General features: G+C 61.4%; 21 protein-coding genes. 18 read left to right on the forward strand and 3 right to left on the reverse strand.

Annotated elements, in window-relative coordinates; all coding sequences use genetic code 11:
- Window positions 1–8 precede the first annotated feature (8 nt).
- The 4 genes from der to J3P94_RS05870 all read left to right on the forward strand — a co-directional run bounded on the left by der (window position 9) and on the right by J3P94_RS05870 (window position 4,162).
- Window positions 9–1,481, forward strand: a complete 1,473-nt coding sequence (gene der / locus J3P94_RS05855) for a ribosome biogenesis GTPase Der (protein WP_434571979.1) — start codon at window positions 9–11, stop codon at window positions 1,479–1,481.
- A 269-nt stretch (window positions 1,482–1,750) separates the two neighbouring features.
- Complete coding sequence (locus tag J3P94_RS05860; RefSeq protein WP_434571981.1) at window positions 1,751–2,899, forward strand: pyridoxal phosphate-dependent aminotransferase; 1,149 nt, start codon at window positions 1,751–1,753, stop codon at window positions 2,897–2,899.
- Entirely contained in the window at window positions 2,887–3,681 is a 795-nt protein-coding gene (locus J3P94_RS05865; protein ID WP_434571983.1) for an amidohydrolase, read from the forward strand. The genes J3P94_RS05860 and J3P94_RS05865 overlap by 13 nt, the downstream gene beginning before the upstream one ends.
- A 64-nt stretch (window positions 3,682–3,745) precedes the next feature.
- Window positions 3,746–4,162 carry a hypothetical protein gene (locus tag J3P94_RS05870; RefSeq protein ID WP_434571984.1) on the forward strand — a complete coding sequence of 139 codons (417 nt, stop codon included), beginning with the start codon at window positions 3,746–3,748 and terminating at the stop codon, window positions 4,160–4,162.
- 182 nt (window positions 4,163–4,344) lie between these two features.
- Here J3P94_RS05870 and leuA read toward each other — a convergent pair whose 3' ends face one another.
- The 3 genes from leuA to xseA form a co-directional block, all read right to left on the reverse strand.
- Complete coding sequence (gene leuA, locus J3P94_RS05875; protein WP_305499003.1) at window positions 4,345–6,024, reverse strand: 2-isopropylmalate synthase; 1,680 nt, start codon at window positions 6,022–6,024, stop codon at window positions 4,345–4,347.
- A gap of 462 nt (window positions 6,025–6,486) precedes the next feature.
- Window positions 6,487–7,308, reverse strand: coding sequence for a peptidoglycan DD-metalloendopeptidase family protein (locus tag J3P94_RS05880; RefSeq protein WP_434571986.1), 822 nt, complete (start codon window positions 7,306–7,308; stop codon window positions 6,487–6,489).
- Window positions 7,309–7,311: 3 nt separating this feature from the next.
- Window positions 7,312–8,691 carry an exodeoxyribonuclease VII large subunit gene (gene xseA, locus J3P94_RS05885; protein WP_434571988.1) on the reverse strand — a complete coding sequence of 460 codons (1,380 nt, stop codon included), beginning with the start codon at window positions 8,689–8,691 and terminating at the stop codon, window positions 7,312–7,314.
- 207 nt (window positions 8,692–8,898) lie between these two features.
- Between xseA and J3P94_RS05890 the strand changes: the two genes are divergently transcribed.
- The 14 genes from J3P94_RS05890 (at window position 8,899) to tadA (ending at window position 22,199) form a co-directional block, all read left to right on the forward strand.
- Window positions 8,899–9,786, forward strand: coding sequence for an MBL fold metallo-hydrolase (locus tag J3P94_RS05890; protein ID WP_434571990.1), 888 nt, complete (start codon window positions 8,899–8,901; stop codon window positions 9,784–9,786).
- Between the two features lie 163 nt (window positions 9,787–9,949).
- Entirely contained in the window at window positions 9,950–10,192 is a 243-nt protein-coding gene (locus J3P94_RS05895; protein ID WP_434571991.1) for a YdcH family protein, read from the forward strand.
- A 14-nt stretch (window positions 10,193–10,206) separates the two neighbouring features.
- The gene (cyoA, locus tag J3P94_RS05900; RefSeq protein WP_434571992.1) at window positions 10,207–11,139 is read left to right on the forward strand and encodes a ubiquinol oxidase subunit II; all 933 of its coding nucleotides are present in this window, start codon (window positions 10,207–10,209) and stop codon (window positions 11,137–11,139) included.
- Window positions 11,140–11,142: 3 nt separating this feature from the next.
- Window positions 11,143–13,116: a cytochrome o ubiquinol oxidase subunit I gene (gene cyoB / locus J3P94_RS05905; protein ID WP_434571994.1), complete on the forward strand. Its 1,974-nt coding sequence runs from the start codon at window positions 11,143–11,145 to the stop codon at window positions 13,114–13,116.
- Between the two features lie 3 nt (window positions 13,117–13,119).
- The gene (gene cyoC / locus J3P94_RS05910; RefSeq protein ID WP_434571996.1) at window positions 13,120–13,734 is read left to right on the forward strand and encodes a cytochrome o ubiquinol oxidase subunit III; all 615 of its coding nucleotides are present in this window, start codon (window positions 13,120–13,122) and stop codon (window positions 13,732–13,734) included.
- The gene (gene cyoD, locus J3P94_RS05915; protein WP_434571998.1) at window positions 13,735–14,064 is read left to right on the forward strand and encodes a cytochrome o ubiquinol oxidase subunit IV; all 330 of its coding nucleotides are present in this window, start codon (window positions 13,735–13,737) and stop codon (window positions 14,062–14,064) included.
- Window positions 14,065–14,194: 130 nt separating this feature from the next.
- A complete protein-coding gene (locus tag J3P94_RS05920) occupies window positions 14,195–14,962 on the forward strand; it encodes a sulfite exporter TauE/SafE family protein (RefSeq protein WP_434572000.1) in 768 nt (255 codons plus the stop codon).
- 69 nt (window positions 14,963–15,031) lie between these two features.
- Window positions 15,032–15,580: a sugar ABC transporter ATPase gene (locus J3P94_RS05925; RefSeq protein ID WP_434572002.1), complete on the forward strand. Its 549-nt coding sequence runs from the start codon at window positions 15,032–15,034 to the stop codon at window positions 15,578–15,580.
- A gap of 242 nt (window positions 15,581–15,822) precedes the next feature.
- Window positions 15,823–17,292 (forward strand): IMP dehydrogenase, encoded by a 1,470-nt coding sequence (gene guaB, locus J3P94_RS05930; protein ID WP_305499015.1) that lies wholly within the window; start codon window positions 15,823–15,825, stop codon window positions 17,290–17,292.
- Window positions 17,293–17,371: 79 nt separating this feature from the next.
- Window positions 17,372–18,949, forward strand: a complete 1,578-nt coding sequence (guaA, locus tag J3P94_RS05935; RefSeq protein ID WP_434572004.1) for a glutamine-hydrolyzing GMP synthase — start codon at window positions 17,372–17,374, stop codon at window positions 18,947–18,949.
- Between the two features lie 445 nt (window positions 18,950–19,394).
- Window positions 19,395–19,670, forward strand: a complete 276-nt coding sequence (locus J3P94_RS05940; protein ID WP_434572006.1) for a hypothetical protein — start codon at window positions 19,395–19,397, stop codon at window positions 19,668–19,670.
- 4 nt (window positions 19,671–19,674) lie between these two features.
- Entirely contained in the window at window positions 19,675–20,199 is a 525-nt protein-coding gene (locus J3P94_RS05945) for a helix-turn-helix transcriptional regulator (protein ID WP_434572007.1), read from the forward strand.
- Between the two features lie 126 nt (window positions 20,200–20,325).
- Window positions 20,326–21,702: a multicopper oxidase family protein gene (locus J3P94_RS05950; RefSeq protein WP_434572009.1), complete on the forward strand. Its 1,377-nt coding sequence runs from the start codon at window positions 20,326–20,328 to the stop codon at window positions 21,700–21,702.
- Window positions 21,702–22,199: a tRNA adenosine(34) deaminase TadA gene (gene tadA, locus J3P94_RS05955; RefSeq protein WP_434572011.1), complete on the forward strand. Its 498-nt coding sequence runs from the start codon at window positions 21,702–21,704 to the stop codon at window positions 22,197–22,199. Before J3P94_RS05950 ends, tadA begins: the two co-directional genes overlap by 1 nt.
- Window positions 22,200–22,265: the final 66 nt, after the last annotated feature.

The following is a 22,265-nucleotide window of genomic DNA, read 5'->3' on the forward strand; positions in this document are numbered from 1 at the left end:
AGAGCCGCATGGTTCCCGTAATCGCCCTGGTGGGCCGACCGAACGTCGGCAAGTCCACCTTGTTCAACCGCCTGACCAGGACTCGCGACGCTATCGTCGGCGACTTGTCCGGTCTGACCCGTGATCGCCAATACGGTGAGGCCAAGTGGCAAGGGCGTACCTATATTCTGGTCGACACCGGCGGCATCTCCGGTGATGAACACGGCATGGACGAAAAAATGGCCGAGCAGTCGCTGCTCGCCATCGAAGAAGCCGATGTGGTGCTGTTCCTGGTAGACGCCAAGGCTGGTTTTACCGCCGCCGACCAGATGATCGCCGAGCATTTGCGCAAACGTAACAAGCGTTCATACGTCGTTGCCAACAAGGTCGACAATATCGACCCCGACATGGCTCGTGCCGAGTTCGCACCTTTGGGCATGGGCCAGGCGATTCCGATCGCCGGTGCCCACGGTCGCGGCATCACTCAGATGCTTGAAATCGCCCTGGCTGATTTCCCCAAGGACGATGAAGACGAGCCGGAAGAGGGCGAGGAAGAAGTCGTTGCCGAGGGCGAGGAAGCCAAGCGCATTCCGGGTCCGAGCGAAAAGGACGGCATCAAGATCGCTATCATCGGCCGCCCGAACGTCGGCAAGTCGACGCTGGTCAACCGCATGCTCGGTGAAGACCGGGTCATCGTCTACGACCAGCCCGGCACCACCCGTGACAGCATCTACATTCCCTTCGAGCGTAACGAAGAGAAGTACACGCTGATCGACACGGCCGGTGTGCGCAAGCGCGGCAAGATCCACGAAGAAGTCGAAAAATTCTCCGTGGTCAAAACGCTGCAGGCGATCAAAGACGCCAACGTGGTCATCTTCGTGATGGACGCCCGCGAAGGCGTGGTCGATCACGACTTGAACCTGCTGGGCTTCGCCCTGGAAGCCGGTCGTGCACTGGTCATCGCGATCAACAAGTGGGACGGCATGACGCCGAGCGAGCGCGATTACGTCAAGGTCGAACTGCAGCGTCGGCTGTTCTTCGTCGACTTTGCCGACATCCACTTCATCTCGGCCCTGCACGGTACCGGCGTGGGCAACCTCTACGCCTCGGTGCAGAACTCGTTCAAGTCGGCGGTTACCCGCTGGCCGACCAACCGCCTGACCCAGATCCTCGAAGACGCGGTCGGCGAGCATGCGCCACCGATGGTCAACAACCGACGGATCAAGCTGCGCTACGCCCACTTGGGCGGTGCCAACCCACCGATCATCGTGATCCACGGTAACCAGATCGAGAAGGTGCCCAAGTCCTACGTTCGTTATCTGGAAAACACTTATCGTCGCGTCCTGAAGCTGGTCGGTACGCCGATCCGCATCGAGTTCAAGGGCGGCGAGAACCCGTACGAAGGCAATAAGAACACGCTCACCGACCGCCAGGTCAACAAGAAGCGCCGCTTGATGTCGCACCACAAGAAGGCCGACAAGAAGCGCCGCGACAAGCGCTGATCCTGGCTTCTCAGGACCGCTTTTGTGGCGAGGGAGCTTGCTCCCGCTGGGCTGCGCAGCAGCCCCCTGCGTTTTGTCTGATGCACCGCTGTGGTGGATACATCTTGGGGCTGCTTCGCAACCCAGCGGGAGCAAGCTCCCTCGCCACGGTGTTCGGCAACAATTGAAGAGGGTGCCTACGGGGCACCCTTTTTCATGCCCGGCGATTGGGCTATCCTCGACCTCTCCCGCGCCGCGCCAGAGCCGGGTGCAGACCCAGGGAACCCTCGATGATCACCAGCAAGTTGCCGAATGTCGGCATCACCATTTTTACCCAGATGTCCCAGCTTGCCGCGCAGACCGGTGCGCTGAACCTGTCCCAGGGGTTTCCCGATTTCGATGGCCCGCAGGCCCTGCGCGATGCAGTGGGCCGGCATATCGCCCAAGGCCACAATCAATATTCGCCGATGACCGGCCTGCCAGCCCTGCGCCAGCAGATCGCGGCAAAGATCGCCCGCAGCTATGGCGCCAGCGTCGACGCCGATCAGGAAGTCACCGTGACCCCCGGCGCGACCCAGGCGATTTTCTGCGCCATCGCGGCGGTGGTACACAGCGGCGACGAAGTGATCGTCTTCGACCCAGCGTACGACAGCTACGAACCTGCCGTGCAACTGGCCGGCGGGCGTTGCGTACATGTGCAATTGGGCCTGGATGATTTTGCCATCGACTTCCAGAAGCTTGGCGAAGCCCTGAGCCCGCGCACGCGAATGATCATCCTCAACACGCCGCACAACCCCAGCGGCGCATTGATCAGCCGCGCCGAGCTGGACCAGTTGGCGGCGTTGATTCGCGATCGCGACATCTACCTGATCAGCGATGAGGTTTATGAGCACCTGGTATTCGACGACGTGCCCCATGTCAGCGTCCTTGCCCACGAAGAACTCTACCGCCGTGCCTTCGTCGTCAGTTCGTTCGGCAAGACCTACCACGTCACGGGCTGGAAAACCGGCTACGTCGTCGCGCCAGCGGCCCTGACGGCGGAGCTGCGCAAGGTGCACCAGTACGTCAGTTTCTGCGGCGTGACACCGTTGCAGTACGCGTTGGCCGACTACATGGCCGAGCATCCGGAGCATGTCGATGAACTGCCGGATTTCTATCAGGCCAAGCGCGACCTGTTCTGCGATCTGCTGGCGCCGTCGCGCTTCACTTTCCAGCGTGTCGCCGGCACGTATTTCCAGTTGGTGGATTATTCGCAGATCCGCCCGGACCTCAATGACGTCGACATGGCGCTCTGGATGACCCGCGAACACGGCGTGGCGACCATTCCGATCTCGGTGTTCTACCAGGACCCGCCGCAGGGCCAGCGCCTGGTGCGCCTGTGTTTTGCCAAACGCGAGGAGACGCTGCGCGAAGCGGCGGAAAAACTATGCGTGATCTGAGCGCGTTGCCCAATCTGAACATCGCCTTGATCCAGACTACGCTGGCCTGGCATGACCGCCGGGCCAACTTGGAACATTTCGACGCGCTGCTCGAACAGGCGCGCGGGGCGGACCTGATCATCCTGCCGGAAATGTTCACCACCGGTTTTTCCATGGAATCCGAGGCCCTGGCCGAGCCGGAGAACGGCCCCGCCAGCCAGTGGCTCAAGGCCCAGGCGGCAAAGCTGGACGCCGTGATCACCGGCAGCGTGATCATCCAGGCCGCCGACGGCAGCCATCGCAATCGCTTGCTGTGGGCGCGTCCGGATGGCGAGGTGCTGCATTACGACAAGCGTCATCTGTTTCGCATGGCCGGCGAGCACAACCATTACACACCGGGTGACCAGCAGGTGTTGTTCGAGCTCAAGGGCTGGCGGATTCGGCCGCTGATCTGCTACGACCTGCGCTTCCCGGCGTGGAGTCGCGATGCCGAGGACACCGACCTGTTGCTGTATACCGCCAACTGGCCGGGCGCCCGGCGTCAGCACTGGAACCGGCTGCTGCCGGCACGGGCCATTGAAAATCTCTGCTATGTGGCGGCGGTGAACCGGATCGGCACCGACGGCAAGGGCTTCGCTTATACCGGTGACAGTCAGGTGCTGGACTTCCAGGGCGAGACGCTGCTCAGTGCCGGCGAGGCCGACGGCGTGTTCACGGTGTGCCTGAGCGCGGCGGACCTGGCAGCGTATCGCACACGCTTTCCGGCGAACCTGGACGCTGATCGCTTCGAATTCGTATATTGAAACGATTCAGCCCTCAAGGAACGGTATTGCACGCCGATAACAGGTCAGCCAAGGAGGAGTCCCCATGACCAGTATCAGCGCAACGACCGTAAACCCATATCCGCTGTCGGCCCCCAAAGTCTCCATCAGGGGCGCCGAGGAAGAGAAAGCCGTCAGTCCGGTGGTATCGCCTGACACCGGCGAAGACAAGGACAAGGAACTGAAAGTCGACACCAGCGGGGCGAATATCGCCGGTGTTGGCGGCAGCAATGGCAGCAATATCATTGAGCAGTTGAAGAAGCAGATCGAGCGGACCGAAAAGTTGCTGGCCGACCAGCAGGCCCAATTGGCCCGCGTGCAGAAAAGCCGGGCCGACGAGGAGCAGAAAGCCCAGCAGGCCATGGCGATCCAGACCCAGATCATGGGGACCCAGGCCACATTGCAGACCCTTCAGGCCGCGCTGCTGCAGGCGATGACGGTTTCGATCGATACCCATGCCTGATATTTGTGTTGCCTGTTAGGCCGCTATCGCGAGCAAGCTCGCTCCCACATTGTTTTGCATAACGCCGACTATTGTGGGAGCGAGCTTGCTCTCGATGAGGCCCTGACAGACAGCACAAACCACCAGCCAAACAAAAGGCCCCGAGGTTCACACCCCGGGGCCTTTTGTTTTTCAGCGACCGATCAAGCCGCCTTGGCTTCCGGCTGGCTCAGCGAGCGGTTCAGCGCACTGAACAGCGCCTTGAAGCTCGCCGTGGTGATGTTTTCATCGATGCCCACGCCATGCACCGCACGTTCGCCGTTGACGCGCAGTTCGATGTACGCCGCAGCCTTCGCGTTGGTGCCGGCGCCGATGGCGTGTTCGTTGTAGTCCATGATTTCCACCGGAATCGGCAGCCCGGCCACCAGCGCTTCCAGCGCGCCGTTGCCTCTGCCACGCCAGTGCAGGTTGGTCTCGCCCTGGCCCTTGCTGGCGACTTCCACTTCCACGGCGCTGTTGCCGTTCTCTTCCTGCAGGCGATGGCTGACCAGTGCGTACGGAGTGTTGGCTTGCAGGTATTCGCGCTGGAGCAGGGCGTGGATCTGCTGGGCAGTCATTTCCAGGCCCAGGCGATCGGTTTCACGCTGTACCACTTGGCTGAACTCGATCTGCATGCGACGCGGCAGGCTGATGCCGTATTCCTGTTCCAGGAGGTAGGCGATGCCGCCCTTGCCCGACTGGCTGTTCACGCGGATTACCGCTTCGTAGCTGCGACCGATGTCGGCCGGGTCGATCGGCAGGTACGGTACTTCCCACAGGGTGTCCGGTTTCTGCTGGGCGAAGCCCTTGCGGATTGCATCCTGGTGCGAGCCGGAGAACGCGGTGTGGACCAGGTCGCCGACATACGGGTGACGTGGATGGACCGGGATCTGGTTGCATTCCTCGACGACTTTGCGCACGCCGTCGATGTCGGAGAAGTCCAGCTCAGGGTCGATGCCCTGGGTGTAGAGGTTCAGCGCCACGGTCACCAGGTCGACGTTGCCGGTGCGCTCGCCGTTGCCGAACAGGCAGCCTTCGACACGGTCGGCCCCGGCCATCAGGCCCAGCTCGGTGGCGGCCACGCCGGTGCCACGGTCGTTGTGGGTGTGCAGGCTGATGAGCACGCTGTCACGCCGGGTGATGTTGCGGTGGAACCACTCGATCTGGTCGGCGTAGATGTTCGGGGTGGCGACTTCGACGGTGGCCGGCAGGTTGAGGATCACCTTGCGCTCAGGCGTCGGGTTCCACACTTCGATCACCGCGTCGCAGACTTCCTTGGCGAACTCCAGTTCGGTCGCGCTGAAGGTTTCTGGCGAGTACTCGAACTGCCATTGGGTTTCCGGCTGCTGGGCGGCGTATTTGACGAACAGCTTGGCCGCGTTCACGGCGATTTCCTTCACGCCTTCCTTGTCCTGGTTGAACACGATGCGGCGAAACGACGGGCAGGTGGCGTTATACAGGTGGACGATGGCTTTCTTGGCGCCACGCAGGGACTCGAAGGTGCGAGCGATCAGGTCTTCACGGGCCTGGGTCAGCACCTGGATGGTGGTGTCGTCCGGGATGTGGCCTTCTTCGATGAGGGTGCGCACAAAGTCGAAGTCAGTCTGCGAAGCGGCCGGGAACGATGCTTCGATTTCCTTCACGCCCACTGCAACGAGGGTTTTCCAGAAGCGCAGCTTCTTGGCCGCATCCATCGGCTCGATCAGCGACTGGTTGCCGTCACGCAGGTCGGAACTGCACCAGATCGGCGCGGCGGTGATGGTCTTCGACGGCCAGGTGCGATCCGGCAGGTTGATGGTCGGGAAGGCGCGGTACTTCGAAGACGGGTCTTTGAGCATGCTCATGGGGAAATCCTTATTGTCGTGGCCGGGAAAAGGCGGCCTGCCGGTGGTTCGAACGGGTTGGCTTCACGCCTGGACGAGGTGCCGCGATTCAGCCCGGCAGTCGTGCGCTGACGAGGCACAGGCTGCGGTGCTGGCGAAGCTGAATGAGGGTGTGAGAGGTTTTCATGCCCTCAACCCTAACCGCGTGGCCGGGGGGTTGCAAGCAGTCGGGAAAAATTGGGAGAAGTTCTGTTTTTGGGTGGGTTTGCGAGATTTAATCGCGCATATAGACATTTTGTATCCTAAGGATTGCGTCGATATTTAAGGCTTGGCAATTCCCAGGATAGTGGTGATGCGACTGCCGTCATCGCGAGCAAGCTCGCTCCCAGGGGATCTGTGTTGATTGCAAATGTTATGTTCGCTGAGATCCCCATGTGGGAGCGAGCTTGCTCGCGATGAGGCCAGTAGCCTCACCACAAACACTCAGGGCTGAAACGCCCCGATAAAGATCGCCGGATCCACTCGCGCATCATTCAGGCTGATGTTCCAGTGCATGTGCGGCCCGGTCGCGCGGCCGGTGGCGCCGACCTTGCCGACCACGGTGCCGCGCGCCAGTTGCTGGCCGACCTTCACGTCGATCTTCGACATGTGGCAGAACATGCTGATGAAGCCTTGGCCATGGTCGACGAACACGGTGTTGCCATTGAAAAAGTAGTTGCCGGTGAGGATCACCTTGCCGGCGGCCGGGGTCTTGATCGGCGTGCCGGCGGGCACGGCGAAGTCCAGGCCGGAATGAGGGTTGCGCTCTTCGCCGTTGAAAAAGCGGCGCACCCCGAACTTGCTCGACAGCGGGCCGTTCACCGGTTTGTCCAGCAGCAGGTTGCTGGGGATATTGGGGCTGAAGCTGCGGTAGGCCTTCAACTGCACCGCAAGCTCGCCCTCGATACGCTTCAGATCCGCCGGGTCCGGATTGACCTGGCGCTTGTTTTTCAGGGTGATGTGCTGCTCGGGGTATTTCTTGTAGCCAACCACGAAGGGTTGGGTGGCGCCGCCACTGCTGATCTGCTGGGTGCCGGGTTGGACGGTCAGCGGAATGCCGACAATCGCCAGCCAGTTCTGCTGTTCCTTGACCACCAGCACGGGTTTGCCCTGGTACGTGGCTTTCGGCGCCTGGGCCGCGCTGCCCAGATCCACCACGGCCACGCCGCCGGGCACCGGCTTGTTCAGCAGGCGAGTGATGTAGCTGTCAGCGTGGGCGTTGGCGGCCAGGCACAGCAAGAGCAGTGGAGCGAGAAATCGCGGCATGAATCAATCCAGTAGAGAAAGGGTGACCGGTGTCAGGTGATTGTCTTCGACCCGCACCAGCAGTTCGCCTTCGCCGAGCCTGGCGGTCAGGCGTTGGCCGGTGCGGGTTTGCCCGGCGTTGCGGATTGCATGGCCGCGTTCGTCGAGCAGGATGCTGTAGCCGCGGCCAAGGGTCGCCAGTGGGCTGACGATATGCAGCGTCTGCATCTGGTTGTGCAACTGTACGCGACGGGTTTTCAGGCCTTCGCGCATGGCTCGGGGCAGGCGTTCGGCGAGGCTGTCGAGGCGATGGCGCAACATGGCCAGCTGACGGCCCGGATGTTGCCCGGCCAGGCGGGTTTCCAGGCGAATCAGGCGTTCGCGGCGAGTGTTGAGGCTGCGTTCGAAGGCCCGGCCCATGCGCATGTCCAGGTCGTCGAGGCGCTGGGCTTGCTGGCGCAGGCGTTCGCCAGGATGGCGCAGGCGGCGGGTGAGGCCTTCGAGGCGCAACTGGTCGCGCATCAGGCGGTCGCGCATGCGCATCACCAGGCGCCGGTGCAGGCTTTCGACCCGGCGCACCAGGTCGCCGGCGTCCGGTGCGAGCAGTTCGGCGGCGGCGGACGGAGTCGGCGCGCGCACATCGGCGACGAAATCGCTTATGGAGACGTCGGTCTCATGGCCTACCGCGCTGACAATGGGCGTGACGCAGGCGTCTACCGCACGAGCCACGGCTTCTTCGTTGAAGCACCACAAGTCTTCCAGCGAACCGCCGCCCCGGGCCAGGATCAGCGCATCGAAGCCTCGGGCATCGGCCAGTTTCAGCGCGCGGACGATCTGTGCGGTGGCTTCACGGCCCTGCACGGCTGTCGGAATCAAGGTCAGGGAAATCTGCGGCGCGCGGCGACGGAACACGCTGATGATGTCGCGGATCACCGCGCCGGTGGGCGAACTGATGATGCCGATGCGTTGCGGATGGGCCGGCAGCGGTACCTTGCGCTCGGCACTGAACAGGCCTTCGGCGCTGAGCTTTTCCTTCAGGGCGTCGAAGGCCAGGCGCAGGGCGCCATCGCCGGCCGGCTCCACGGTGTCGAGGATCAGTTGATAGTCGCCACGGCCCTCGAACAGCGAGACCTTGCCGCGGACCTTCACCGCCAGCCCGTCTTTCAGTGCCTGGCGCACCCGCGCGGCGTTCTGTCGGAACAGCGCGCAACGCACCTGGGCGCCGCTGTCCTTGAGCGTGAAATACACGTGGCCGGAGGCGGGGCGGGCGAGGTTGGAGATCTCGCCCTCGACCCAGATGTTGCTGAACACGTCTTCGAGCAACACCCGCGCACGGCCGTTGAGCTGGCTGACAGTCAGGACCTCGCGGTCCAGGCCCAGTCGGGCAAAGGGATCTTTAATCATGGGCGGCATGATAAGGGGATTCGCTTGCGAATCTCCATGTATGTAGAAATTTCCTCCTGCGTACCTCCAGTCAAGCGGAGTCGCCTGCTTCCAGCGAGCCCGTTTCCACCGCTTGTGTGTTGCGCCGCCCGTCGCCTGCGCGGAATTCACCGCGCCTGCTTCCAGTCGATTTCAAGAGACAAATATCCCCGCGAAAGGAGGCCATCCATGCGTATCCATCACCTGAACTGCGGATGCATGTGCCCGGTAGGCGGGGCGCTGTTCGATGGTTACAGCCGGGGGCTGACGGCGTGCCTGGTGTGTCATTGTCTGCTGATTGAAACCGACACCAACGGCCTGGTCCTGGTGGACACCGGGTTTGGCCAGCGGGATGTGCAGACGCCGCAACGGCTGAGCCGATTCTTTCGAGTGTTCAACAACATCCAGTTCGAGCATCGCCTCACGGCTTTGGAGCAGGTGCGGCGCTTGGGTTTCGAGGCCAACGATGTGCGGCACATCCTGCTGACGCACCTGGATTTCGATCACGCCGGCGGGCTCCAGGATTTTCCCCAGGCCCGGGTGCATGTGATGCGCGACGAGATGGCGACGGCCCGCAGCGCCGATACCTGGATAAGTCGGCGACGGTTCCAGGCGCGGCAGTGGCAGGGCGTCGATAGCTGGGAGTTCTATGCCCCCGAAGGCGATACCTGGTTCGGCTTCGATTCGGTGCGCGCACTGATCGGCGCCGAGGAAGAGGACATTTTCCTGGTGCCGCTTCAGGGACACACCGCCGGACATGCCGGGATTGCCCTGCGCACTCCGGACGGTTGGCTGCTGCACGCCGGTGACGCCTATTTTTTCCATGACGAGGTCCATCAACCCGAGCGCCATTGCCCGCCGGGGCTGAGGTTCTACCAATACATGATGGACACCTACCGTTCGGCACGGATGCGCAATCAGGATCGCCTTCGCGAGTTGGCGCAAGTCCAGAACGGGCACGTCGAGATTTTCTGCAGTCACGATGCCAGGGAATGGGAGCGGGCCGTAAACCAGGCGCACACGGTGCGGGTGGATTCCACCGCCATGTCGCCGGCCGCCGGCCGACAATCTTCCTGAGCCGCCCAGGCGAAAAAACAGCTTTCCCTTTTGCCCACGTCTCGTGGGCTTTTTTTTTGTCGGCAGTGCCGTTCGTCACCGTTTCCGGATGTTTCTCTCAACTAAGCCGCAGGGGCCAATTCTAAAAATCGTGTACCCAACAACACTGCTAAAGGAGAAGGCCATGCCTGCTTCTCATGATCTCTATCAGGATTTGAATTGCAGCAAAGAGGCGGTCCAACAGCGTCGCCAGCAAGACCCGGAACTTGATCGACTGCTGGACGAATACACGGACGTGGATAACCAGGTCCTGGCCGCCGAATCGATATCGGCGGGCAACGTCGAGGATGATGACATCCGCAGACTCAAGGAACAGCGCCTGTCGATCAAAGACAGGATCGCTCGGCAACTGGCTAACACTCAATAAGCGAAGTGTAAGACATGCGAACTCGACTGCCTTGGCATCTATCAAGGTTGTTGCTGGTCGGCGGGATGCTGTTGCTCGGCGGTTGCGACATGGTGTTGTTCAATCCCAAGGGACAGGTCGGCGTTGACCAACGCAACTTGATCATTCTCTCGACGCTGTTGATGTTGCTGGTGGTGGTGCCGGTCATCGTCATGGCGTTGGTCTTTTCCGTGAAGTACCGCGCCTCCAACACCAAGGCCAGGTACACGCCGGAGTGGGCCCATTCACGCAAGATCGAAGCGGTGGTCTGGGGCGTCCCGTTGGTGATCATCATCATTCTCGGCGTGGTTACCTGGAAGTCGACCCATGCGCTGGATCCGTACCGACCGCTGGATTCGGACGTCAAGCCGCTGGTGGTGCAGGTCATCGCGACCGACTGGAAATGGCTGTTCATCTATCCGGAGCTGGGTATTGCCTCGGTCAACGAACTGGCCATGCCACTGGACACACCGGTGAATTTTCGCGTGACCTCGGACGGCGCCATGACTTCGTTTTTCATTCCGGCGCTGGGCGGGCAGATCTACGCCATGGCCGGCATGCAGACCCAACTGCACCTGATCGCCAACAAGGCCGGGGAGTACCGGGGCATCGCCGCCAACTACAACGGCCCGGGTTTCTCCGACATGCATTTCCGGACCCTCGCCACCGATGCGGCGGGCTTCGACAAGTGGGTCGCCGACGTGCGGGCGGGGCAAGGACGGTTGGACAAAGACAGTTATGCCCGACTCGCCAAGCCGACGTTCAAGCACCCGGTTGAGCATTACGCATCGGTCCAGCCGGACTTGTTCCAGAGCATCATCGACAAATACGAAGGCATGAATCGTTCCCGTGAAGTCGAGCATCGCATGCACGACATGCAGGGCAGCATCGGGTCTCCCGTCGGGACTCAAAGATCAGCGCAGGAGTAGGACATGTTTGGAAAACTGACGCTTGAGGCGATCCCGACGGATGAGCCAATCATCATGTGGACGCTGGCGGTGGTGGGACTGGTCGCCTTGGCCGGCATGGGTGCCATCACCTACTACCGCAAATGGACCTATCTGTGGAAAGAGTGGTTTACCTCGGTGGACCATAAGCGCATCGGCGTGATGTACATCGTCGTGGCGCTGGTGATGCTGCTGCGCGGTTTCTCCGACGCGATCATGATGCGCACGCAACAGGCCATGGCGTCCGACGGTTCGCCCGGTTACCTGCCGCCGGAACACTACGACCAGATTTTCACTGCCCACGGCGTGATCATGATTTTTTTCATGGCGATGCCGCTGGTGGTGGGCTTGATGAACATCGTCGTGCCGTTGCAGATCGGCGCCCGGGACGTGGCGTTCCCGTTCCTCAACGCGTTGAGTTTCTGGCTGTTCGTGGCCGGCGCGATGCTGGTGAATGTTTCCCTGGCGGTCGGCGAGTTTGCGCGCACCGGTTGGGTCGCCTATCCGCCGTTATCCGGGTTGTCCTACAGTCCCGGGGTCGGGGTGGACTACTACATATGGTCATTGCAGATATCGGGCGTCGGGACGTTGCTCACCGGGGTAAATTTCTTCGTCACCATCCTGAAAATGCGTACGCCGGGCATGACCCTTTTCCGCATGCCGGTGTTTACCTGGACGGTACTGTGCACGGCTGTGCTGATCCTGGCGTCATTCCCGATCCTCACCGCGACGCTGTTCATGCTCAGCCTCGACCGCTATCTGGACATGCACTTTTTCACCAACGAGCTGGGCGGCAACCCGATGATGTACGTCAACCTCATCTGGGCCTGGGGCCACCCGGAGGTGTACATCCTGATCCTGCCGGCGTTCGGTATTTTCTCCGAGGTGGCTTCCACTTTCAGCCGCAAGCGTCTGTTCGGTTATCACTCGCTGGTGTGGGCGACGATTGTCATTACCATCCTGTCGTTCATCGTCTGGGTGCACCACTTCTTCACCATGGGTTCGGGGGCGAGCGTCAACGCGTTCTTCGGCATCATGACCATGATCATCGCCGTGCCCACCGGGGTGAAGATATTCACCTGGCTGTTCACCATGTATCGCGGGCGCGTGCGCTTCGAAACGCCGATGCTGTGGACCGTCGGCTTCATCGTCACTTTCAGCATCGGCGGCATGACCGGGGTGCTGCTGGCGGTGCCCGGGGCGGATTTCCTGCTGCACAACAGCCTGTTTCTGATCGCGCACTTTCATAACGTGATCATCGGCGGCGCCGTGTTCGGCTACCTGTGTGGACTGACCTACTGGTTCCCCAAGGCGTTCGGCTTCAAGCTTCACGATCGCCTGGGCCGGGCGGCGTTCTGGTGCTGGATTGTCGGTTTCTATTTCGCCTTCATGCCGTCCTACTTCCTAGGCTTCATGGGCATGACTCGGCGCCTCAACCATTTCGACGTACCCGAATGGCGGCCCTGGCTGGAGCTGGAGTTGCTCGGCGTCGGCATCATCCTCTGCGGCGTGGTCTGCCAGATCCTGCAGTTCTATTTCAGCATTCGCCAGCGTCACCAGAACCGTGACCTGACAGGCGATCCGTGGGACGGTCGCACCCTGGAATGGTCCACCGCCTCGCCGCCGCCGTTCTACAACTTCGCCCAACAACCGGTGGTGGAGGGCATCGACGCCTACTGGGGCATGAAGGAGCGCGGCCAGAAGACCGCCGTCGAAGCCGACTTCCAAGCCATCCACATGCCGCGCAACACCGCGATGGGCCTGGTCATCAGCCTGTTCAGCCTGATCATGTGCTTCGCCCTGGTCTGGCATATCTGGTGGCTGGCCATCGTCGGGCTGGTTGCGACCATCGGTGGGGTGATCTGGCGCAGCGCCGATGACGACATCGATTACTACGTGCCCGCCGAAGAGGTAGCGCGCATCGAAAACCAACGTATCAAGGCACTGGCGGAGGCTTGATCCATGTCCAATCTCGTTCAGCCACACGCCACCGCGCCGGAATCCGAACACGGTCACTCGGACGCAAGCTCCATGACCCTGTTCGGGTTCTGGATCTACCTGATGACCGACTGCATTCTGTTCGCAACGCTATTTGCGACCTATGCGGTACTCGGTCAGAGCGTCGCCGGCGGGCCCGGCGCCGCCGATATCTTCGAATTGCCCTACGTCCTCACGGAAACTTTCATCCTGCTGTTCAGCAGCATCACCTACGGCTTCGCCATGCTCGCGCTGAGCGCCGGGAACAAGCAGAAGGTATTGGCCTGGCTGGGCCTGACCTTCGTCCTGGGGTTGGCGTTCATCGGCATGGAAATCCATGAGTTCCAGAAACTCATCGCCGAAGGCTACGGCCCCAACCGCAGCGCCTTTCTCACCGGCTTCTTCACACTGGTGGGTACTCACGGCCTGCACGTCGCCACGGGGCTGCTGTGGATGGCCGTGCTGATGTTCCAGGTGCAACGCAACGGCCTGACCACCGTCAACGCCACCCGCCTGGGCTGCCTGAGCCTGTTCTGGCACTTCCTCGACGTGGTCTGGATCTGTGTGTTTACCGTGGTCTATCTGTTTGGAGTGATGTAAATGAGCAGTCATCAGAGCAGCGTCGATGCCAGCCACGGCAGCGCAAAATCCTACCTCACCGGGTTCGTTCTGTCGGTCATCCTCACCGTTATCCCGTTCGCCCTGGTGATGTATCCCACATTGCCCAAGCCCATGACGGCCGGGATCGTGGCGATCTTTGCGGTGATCCAGATCGTTGTGCACCTGATCTATTTCCTGCACCTGAACTTCTCACCGCAACAACGCTGGAACCTGACGGCCCTGGTGTTCTCGACCGTGGTGATTGCGCTGTTGGTGGGGCTGTCGCTGTGGATCATGTACAGCGTGCATCACAACATGTTGGCGCATTGAGCGCAGGGGGCATCTGGCACGCGGGCGCCTGCGGCAAGCCATGTGTTCGCGATGGCGCACCACGGTAATAGTGGATATGCCGCAATAAATCTGGCTAAAGTCGCCGGTGCTCTCAACAAGGACGTGCCGGATGGATCTTTTCTCGTGGTTGGGTGAGTGGGCGTTCGCCCCCACGCAATGGCTGGTGATCGGGCTGGCCATTACCCTGGCCTACATCGTGTTCGGCATCGCCGGGTTCGGCACGGCGCTGGTGGCCGCGCCGATCCTGCTGCTGTACATGCCGCTGGCGAAAATCATCCCGCTGCTGGTGCTACTGGATTTTGTCGCGGCATTCGGCAACCTGTTGCCGTCGCGTCGGGATGTCGCCCGGCCCGAGTTGCTGCGGTTGTTGCCGTGCATGGCGGTGGGTTGCACCCTCGGGGTGATTTTCCTGCTCAACCTCAAATCCGACCTGTTGCTGTTGTTGATGGGCCTGTTCATCAGCGCCTATGCAATCTACAGCCTGTGGATAAAGACCCGGCCGACGCAGCTGTCGGCGCTGTGGGCGCTGCCGATGGGCACGGTCGGCGGAATGTTTGGCGCGCTGTTTGGCAGCGGTGGCTTTTTATATGCCATTTATTTGAATAGCCGGTTATCCAAGGAGGCGGCCCGGGCGACCCAGAGTGCGCTGATCAGTTGCAGCACGGTGGTGCGCTTGAGTCTGTTCATCGTCGCCGGGGTGTATGCCGAGCTACCCTTGCTGGTACTGGCGCTGTGTTTGTTGCCGGCCATGGCGCTAGGGCTGTGGGTTGGGCGCCGCTTGACCATGAAGATGTCGCGAGAGGCGTTTGTGCGACTGGTCACCTGGCTGGTGCTCGCCAGCGGCCTGGCATTGATCGGGCGCTATATGAATGCTTGACCTGGCCGGGCCAGGGATTAAGCTGCCGGCCTTTTATAAGACCCGCCAGGGAAACAGCCAGGCCTCGCCATGAATTCGCAAAGCATCATCGTCCCGAAAATTTCCACCTTGCCGGTTCACGAGCCCCGGGCTCGGGCGATCGTGCGCTGGCTGGTGCGAAAGAACATCGTCGAAGAGCAATTGACCACTTGCGGTCGCACTGGCAATCGCATGGCCCACGCCATCGCCCCCGGCGCGCGCCAGGTTGTCCTGCATCCCGACGCGTTGCCGTTCGGCGAACCGGTCAACGGCCTGGAGATCATCACCAAGCGCTGCATCTACACGCCGGCCAAGGGCTTTCTCGAAGAGGCCGGCTGCGCCGAGTGCCGCAAGGAAATTGGCGAAGCGCTGTTCGAAAGCCTGGAGGAGTGGATGCCAGGTCGTACCGACAACTTCACCTGTCCTGAATGCGGTCATGAAGATGACATCAACGGGTTCCTGTTCCTGCAACCCTGCGCCTTCTCCAATCTGGGATTCATCTTCAATAACTGGCTGGAGGCGGGGTTCAAGCAGGAGTTCATCGATGAGTTCGCCGATTGGCTGGACCAGCCGGTGAGTTGGGTGAGGGTGGAGTTGTAAGGGCACTGGTGAGCCAATGTGGGAGCGAGCTTGCTCGCGATGGCGGGGTGCCATTCACTTATATGTTGCTGACACACCGCTATCGCGAGCAAGCTCGCTCCCACAGGGGAATGTGTCGATGATCAGGCCGTGATTCAGCCCCTCAATCACCCCGCCAATAATAGACAGAGTTTTACATTGAGCCAGACGGGGTCCATGAGTATAATGGCGCGCTTCCATTTTCCCGCTCGGGAGCCCCCGCGATGCTGCGTATCAGCCAAGAAGCTCTGACCTTCGACGACATTCTCCTAGTGCCCGGTTATTCCGAGGTACTGCCTAACGAAGTCAGTCTCAAAACCCGTCTCACCCGTGGCATCGAACTGAATATCCCGCTGGTTTCCGCCGCCATGGACACCGTGACCGAAGCCCGTCTGGCCATTGCCATGGCCCAGGAAGGCGGTATCGGTATCATTCACAAGAACATGACCATCGAACAGCAGGCCGCCGAAGTGCGCAAGGTCAAGCGGTTCGAGGCTGGCGTAGTCAAGGATCCGATCACCATCGAGGCTGACGCCACGGTCCGGGATCTGTTCGAACTGACCCGCATGCACAACATCTCCGGCGTCCCGGTGCTGCACGATGGCGACCTGGTCGGCATCGTCACCTCCCGTGACGTGCGTTTCGAGAATCGCCTGGACGCCAGCGTTCGCCAGGTGATGACGCCGAAAGAGCGTCTGGTCACGGTCAAGGAAGGCACCAGCAAGGACGAAGTCCGCGAATTGCTGCACAAGCACCGCATCGAGCGCGTGCTGATCGTCGACGACAAGTTCGCCCTCAAGGGCATGATGACCGTCAACGACATCGAAAAAGCCAAGGCGTATCCGCTGGCAAGCAAGGACGACCAGGGTCGTCTGCGCGTTGGCGCGGCGGTCGGCACCGGCAAGGACACCGGCGATCGCGTCGCCGCCCTGGTCAATGCCGGCGTTGACGTGGTGGTGGTCGACACTGCCCACGGTCATTCCAAAGGCGTGATCGACCGCGTTCGCTGGGTCAAGCAGAACTTCCCTGACGTACAGGTGATCGGCGGCAACATCGCCACCGGCGAAGCCGCCAAGGCGCTGGCCGAAGCTGGCGCCGACGCGGTCAAGGTCGGTATCGGCCCTGGCTCGATCTGCACCACCCGCATCGTTGCCGGTGTCGGCGTGCCGCAGATCAGCGCCATCGCCAACGTCGCCGCCGCCCTTGAAGGCACTGGCGTGCCGCTGATCGCCGACGGCGGTATCCGCTTCTCCGGTGACCTGTCCAAGGCCATCGTCGCCGGTGCCTACTGCGTGATGATGGGTTCGATGTTCGCCGGTACCGAAGAGGCGCCGGGCGAGATCGAACTGTTCCAGGGCCGTAGCTACAAGGCCTATCGCGGCATGGGTTCGCTGGGCGCCATGTCCCAGGCCCAGGGCTCTTCCGACCGTTACTTCCAGGACTCCTCCGCGGGTGCCGAGAAGCTGGTGCCGGAAGGCATCGAAGGTCGCGTGCCGTACAAGGGCACCCTGAGCGCGATCATCCATCAACTGATGGGCGGCCTGCGTTCTTCCATGGGCTACACCGGCAGCGCGGACATCGAAGAGATGCGCACCAAGCCGGAATTCGTGCGCATCACCGGCGCCGGCATGGCCGAGTCCCATGTCCACGACGTACAGATCACCAAGGAAGCGCCGAACTACCGTGTAGGTTAAGGCTTCCAGCAAAACGTTAATCACCGGGGCTGTTCATTCAGCCCCGAGTTGTTTCTGATTCACTACATGAGAATGAGTCATGGCCCTCGACATTCACGCTCACCGCATCCTGATCCTCGACTTCGGTTCCCAGTACACCCAACTGATCGCCCGCCGCGTGCGTGAGATCGGCGTGTACTGCGAGCTGCATCCGTTCGACATGGATGAAGAAGCGATTCGCGAGTTCGCTCCCAAAGGCGTCATCCTCGCCGGCGGCCCCGAGTCCGTGCACGAAGCCGACAGCCCGCGCTGCCCGCAAGCGGTGTTCGACCTCGGCGTACCGGTGTTCGGCATCTGCTACGGCATGCAGACCATGGCTGAGCAATTGGGCGGCAAGGTCGAAGGTTCCGACCTGCGTGAGTTCGGTTATGCCCGTGTCGACGTGGTCGGCAAGAGCCGCCTGCTGGACGGCATCGAAGACCACATCGATGCCGACGGCCTGTTCGGCCTCGACGTGTGGATGAGCCACGGTGACAAGGTCACGAAGATGCCGGAAGACTTCCACATCCTCGCGAGCACCCCGAACTGCCCGATCGCCGGCATGTTCAACGACGATCGCCGCTACTACGGCGTACAGTTCCACCCGGAAGTGACCCACACCAAGCAGGGCGGCCGCATCCTGTCGCGCTTCATCCTCGACATCTGCGAATGCGAAGCCCTGTGGACGCCTTCCAAGATTGCTGAAGATGCCATCGCCCAGGTTCGCGCCCAGGTCGGCACCGACAACGTATTGCTCGGCCTGTCCGGCGGTGTCGATTCCTCGGTGGTTGCCGCGCTGCTGCACAAGGCCATTGGCGACCAGCTGACCTGCGTCTTTGTCGACAACGGTCTGCTGCGCCTGCACGAAGGCGAGCAAGTGATGGCCATGTTCGCCGAGAACATGGGCGTCAAGGTGATCCGCGCCAACGCTGAAGAGCAGTTCCTGAACAACCTGGCCGGCGAGTCCGACCCGGAGAAGAAGCGCAAGATCATCGGTCGCACCTTCATCGACGTGTTCGATGCCGAATCCTGCAAGCTGGACAACATCAAGTACCTGGCCCAGGGCACCATCTACCCCGACGTGATCGAGTCGGCCGGCGCCAAGAGCGGCAAGGCCCACGTGATCAAGTCCCACCACAACGTCGGTGGCCTGCCGGAAGAGATGAACCTGAAACTGGTCGAGCCGCTGCGCGAACTGTTCAAGGACGAAGTACGTCGCCTCGGCCTGGAACTGGGCCTGCCCTACGACATGGTCTACCGCCACCCATTCCCCGGTCCGGGACTGGGCGTGCGGATCCTCGGTGAAGTGAAGAAGGAATACGCCGACCTGCTGCGTCGCGCCGACCACATCTTCATCGAAGAACTGCGCAAGGCCGACTGGTACCACAAGGTCAGCCAGGCATTCGTGGTATTCCAGCCGGTGAAATCGGTCGGCGTGGTCGGCGATGGCCGTCGCTACGCCTGGGTCGTGGCCCTGCGCGCCGTGGAAACCATCGACTTCATGACCGCTCGCTGGGCACACCTGCCGTACGAGCTGCTGGAAACCGTGTCCGGGCGGATCATCAACGAAATCGAAGGCATTTCTCGCGTGACTTATGACGTGTCGAGCAAGCCGCCGGCGACGATCGAGTGGGAATAACGGAACCTCAACAGGGGTAACCCCCCTGTTGTCCTGCAATCGATGCAACGTCGATTTTTTGATCGGAGGGAGAAAGGGGCGGGGTCAGCCTCTTTCTTTGCTCTGACGAGCCGGTTGTTGAGATAATCGTTTTTGCGCACAGATCTTGTTATCTAATCGTTTTTATCCCTTCCTAATCGTTAGCTGCCGGGATCAGGCACAGCATCATTGATGCTTCTCGCGGGCGTGGGTGTTGGTGTGATTGATCGATATCGCCCCGGGAAAGCCCGTCGAAGGTCCCAGCCATGCAGTTTCCCCGTCACGTTTCGCTACGATTGCCGTCTCAGCGAGCGCCGAGACGCGCTTATCATCGGGCGTTATGGCCATGCGTGTATCGCAGCCACTCGAAGTGAACGAGGTTGTCGATTGACAACCTTTCCGGCCACGCGAATACTGGAGATCACGGATGATTCGTCCCTCGCACCCGAAGAAAGAGGTCGAAGAAGCGCTCAGGCATGCCGAAGGGCACGGCTGGCGCATTGAAGTTGGTGGCAGTCACGCCTGGGGACGGGCTTATTGTCCTTACAACGACCAGGAGTGTCGCTGCGGTGAGTTCTGCATCACGTCGATATGGAGCACGCCGAAGAACCCTGGCAACCACGCGCGAGCATTGCGACGCGTCGTGGACAACTGCTCGACGCATCGCAATCGGCGTGATGCGGATCACGATGCTAAGGAATAGAACAATGGAATTCATCTTTACCTTGAAATATCAGCTTGCCAACGACGGCTGTGCCATGGAGGAACTGGTTGAGCGGTTGGGTGAAGCTGGCTGCGACGATGCCTTGGTAGGCACCGGGCAGCCAGGGCGGCTGGCGCTCGAGTTCACTCGCGATGCGCCTGATGCCGCTGAGGCGGTGCTTAGTGCGCTAGAGGACGTTCGTCGCGCGGTGCCGTCGGCCAGACTGATCGAGGTTGCGCCTGATCTGGTCGGGCTGACCGACGTAGCCGATATCATAGGGGTCTCTCGGCAGAACATGCGCAAGCTGATGTTGACTCATCCGGGCAGCTTTCCGACGCCGGTGCACGAGGGCAGTGCGTCCATCTGGCATCTGGCGGACATTCTCACCTGGCTGCAGGCCCGGGGCAGCTATTCGTTTGCCTCGGGTGTGTTGGATGTAGCCTGGGTGGCCTTGCAGGTCAACATTACGAAAGAAGGCCGACGGCTAGCTGAGGTGGATTCCAAGGAGTTGGAAGCGCTGGTTGGGTGACAGCGGTCTTCGTCCGAGCGCGCCCCGCGACAATCCTTCACTTAATCTTTCTCAATTGCAGGTGTATCGTATTCGCCTTTTCCGGGCCCCACCGGCCCGTCGCAGATTCAAGAGGTAGTCGCGTTCATGTCCTTTACCCGTCGCCAAATACTCGGTGGCCTGGCCGGTCTTGTTGTCGTTGGCGTAGGTGCGGGAGGCGCGTCGCGGTACTGGTTGGGCAAGATGGCCGATGCCGAGGCCGGTCACGACTATGAACTGATCGCGGCGCCGCTGGATGTGGAACTGGTGGCCGGGCACAAGACCCAGGCCTGGGCCTTTGGTCCGTCGGCGCCGGGCACCGAGTTGCGGGTGCGCCAGGGTGAGTGGTTGCGGGTGCGATTCATCAACCATTTGCCGGTCGCGACGACCATTCACTGGCACGGCATCCGCTTGCCGCTGGAGATGGACGGCGTACCGTATGTCTCGCAACTGCCGGTGTTGCCAGGCGAGTACTTCGATTACAAATTCCGCGTGCCGGACGCTGGCAGTTATTGGTATCACCCGCACGTCAACAGCAGCGAAGAACTCGGGCGCGGGCTGGTGGGGCCGCTGATCATCGAAGAACGCGAGCCTACCGGCTTCAAATACGAGCAGACGTTGAGCCTCAAGAGCTGGCATGTGGACGAGCAGGGCGAGTTCGTCGCGTTCAGCATCCCTCGCGAGGCGGCGCGTGGCGGCACGGCCGGGCGGCTGTCGACGATCAACGGCGTGCCCCAGGCGGTGATTGATTTGCCGGCCGGGCAGATTACCCGGGTGCGTTTGCTGAACCTCGACAACACGCTGACTTACCGCATCAATATCCCCGGCGTTGAAGCGCAGATCTATGCGCTGGACGGTAACCCCATCGAGCCGCGCCCGTTGGGCAAGGAGTACTGGCTGGGCCCGGGCATGCGCATCTGCCTGGCGATCAAGGCGCCGTCGGCCGGTGAAGAGTTGTCGTTGCGCAATGGCCCGGTGCGCTTGGGGACGCTGCGTTCGGTGCCCAACAACGACGCACCGAGCCAGTGGCCGCCGGCACTGCCGGCTAACCCGGTGGCCGAGCCGGACCTGGCCAATGCGGAGAAACTCAACTTCAATTTCGAATGGGTCGGTTCGGTCTCGGTCAATGTCGACAACGGCAAGCCGCCGAGCCTGTGGCAGATCAACGGCAAGGCCTGGGACATCACCGACAAGACCTGCGCCGATCGGCCGATTGCCACGCTGAAGAAAGGCCAGAGCTATATATTCGAATTGAAGAATATGACCCAGTACCAGCATCCGATCCATTTGCACGGCATGAGCTTCAAGGTCATTGCGTCGAACCGGCACAAGGTCATTCCGTATTTCACCGACACCTACCTGCTGGGCAAGAACGAGCGGGCACAGGTGGCGCTGGTGGCGGATAACCCCGGCGTGTGGATGTTCCACTGCCATGTGATCGATCACATGGAAACCGGCCTGATGGCCGCCATCGAGGTGGCGTGATGCGCCAGATTCGTCCCGCCAAGATCATCGACCGCAGCCGTGACCAGGACTTCATGCGCGAAGCCCTGGCTCTCGCCGCCCAAGGCGCCGCGCTGGGCGAAGTGCCGGTGGGCGCAGTGCTGGTGCAGGATGGTGAGATCATCGGGCGTGGCTTCAACTGCCCGATCAGTGGCCACGACCCCAGCGCCCACGCGGAGATGGTCGCCATCCGCGCCGCTGCCCAGGCAGTGAGCAACTATCGCCTGCCTGGCAGCACGCTGTATGTGACGCTGGAACCGTGCAGCATGTGCGCCGGCCTCATCGTCCACTCACGCATCGCCCGGGTCGTCTACGGGGCGCTGGAACCCAAGGCTGGGATCGTGCAGAGCCAGGGGCAGTTTTTCAGCCAGGGATTCTTGAATCATCGAGTGATGTTCGAGGGCGGGGTGTTGGCAGAGGAGTGCAGCGCGGTGTTGAGCGAGTTTTTCAAGGCCAGGCGAGCAAAGCCTTCAGACTGAACACTGCCCCTGTGGGAGCGAGCAAGCTCGCTCCCACAAGGATTTCCGGTGCTTGAAAGATTTGGG

Source organism: Pseudomonas sp. Z3-8, assembly GCF_051131975.1.
In the GTDB taxonomy this organism is placed as follows: Bacteria; Pseudomonadota; Gammaproteobacteria; order Pseudomonadales; family Pseudomonadaceae; genus Aquipseudomonas.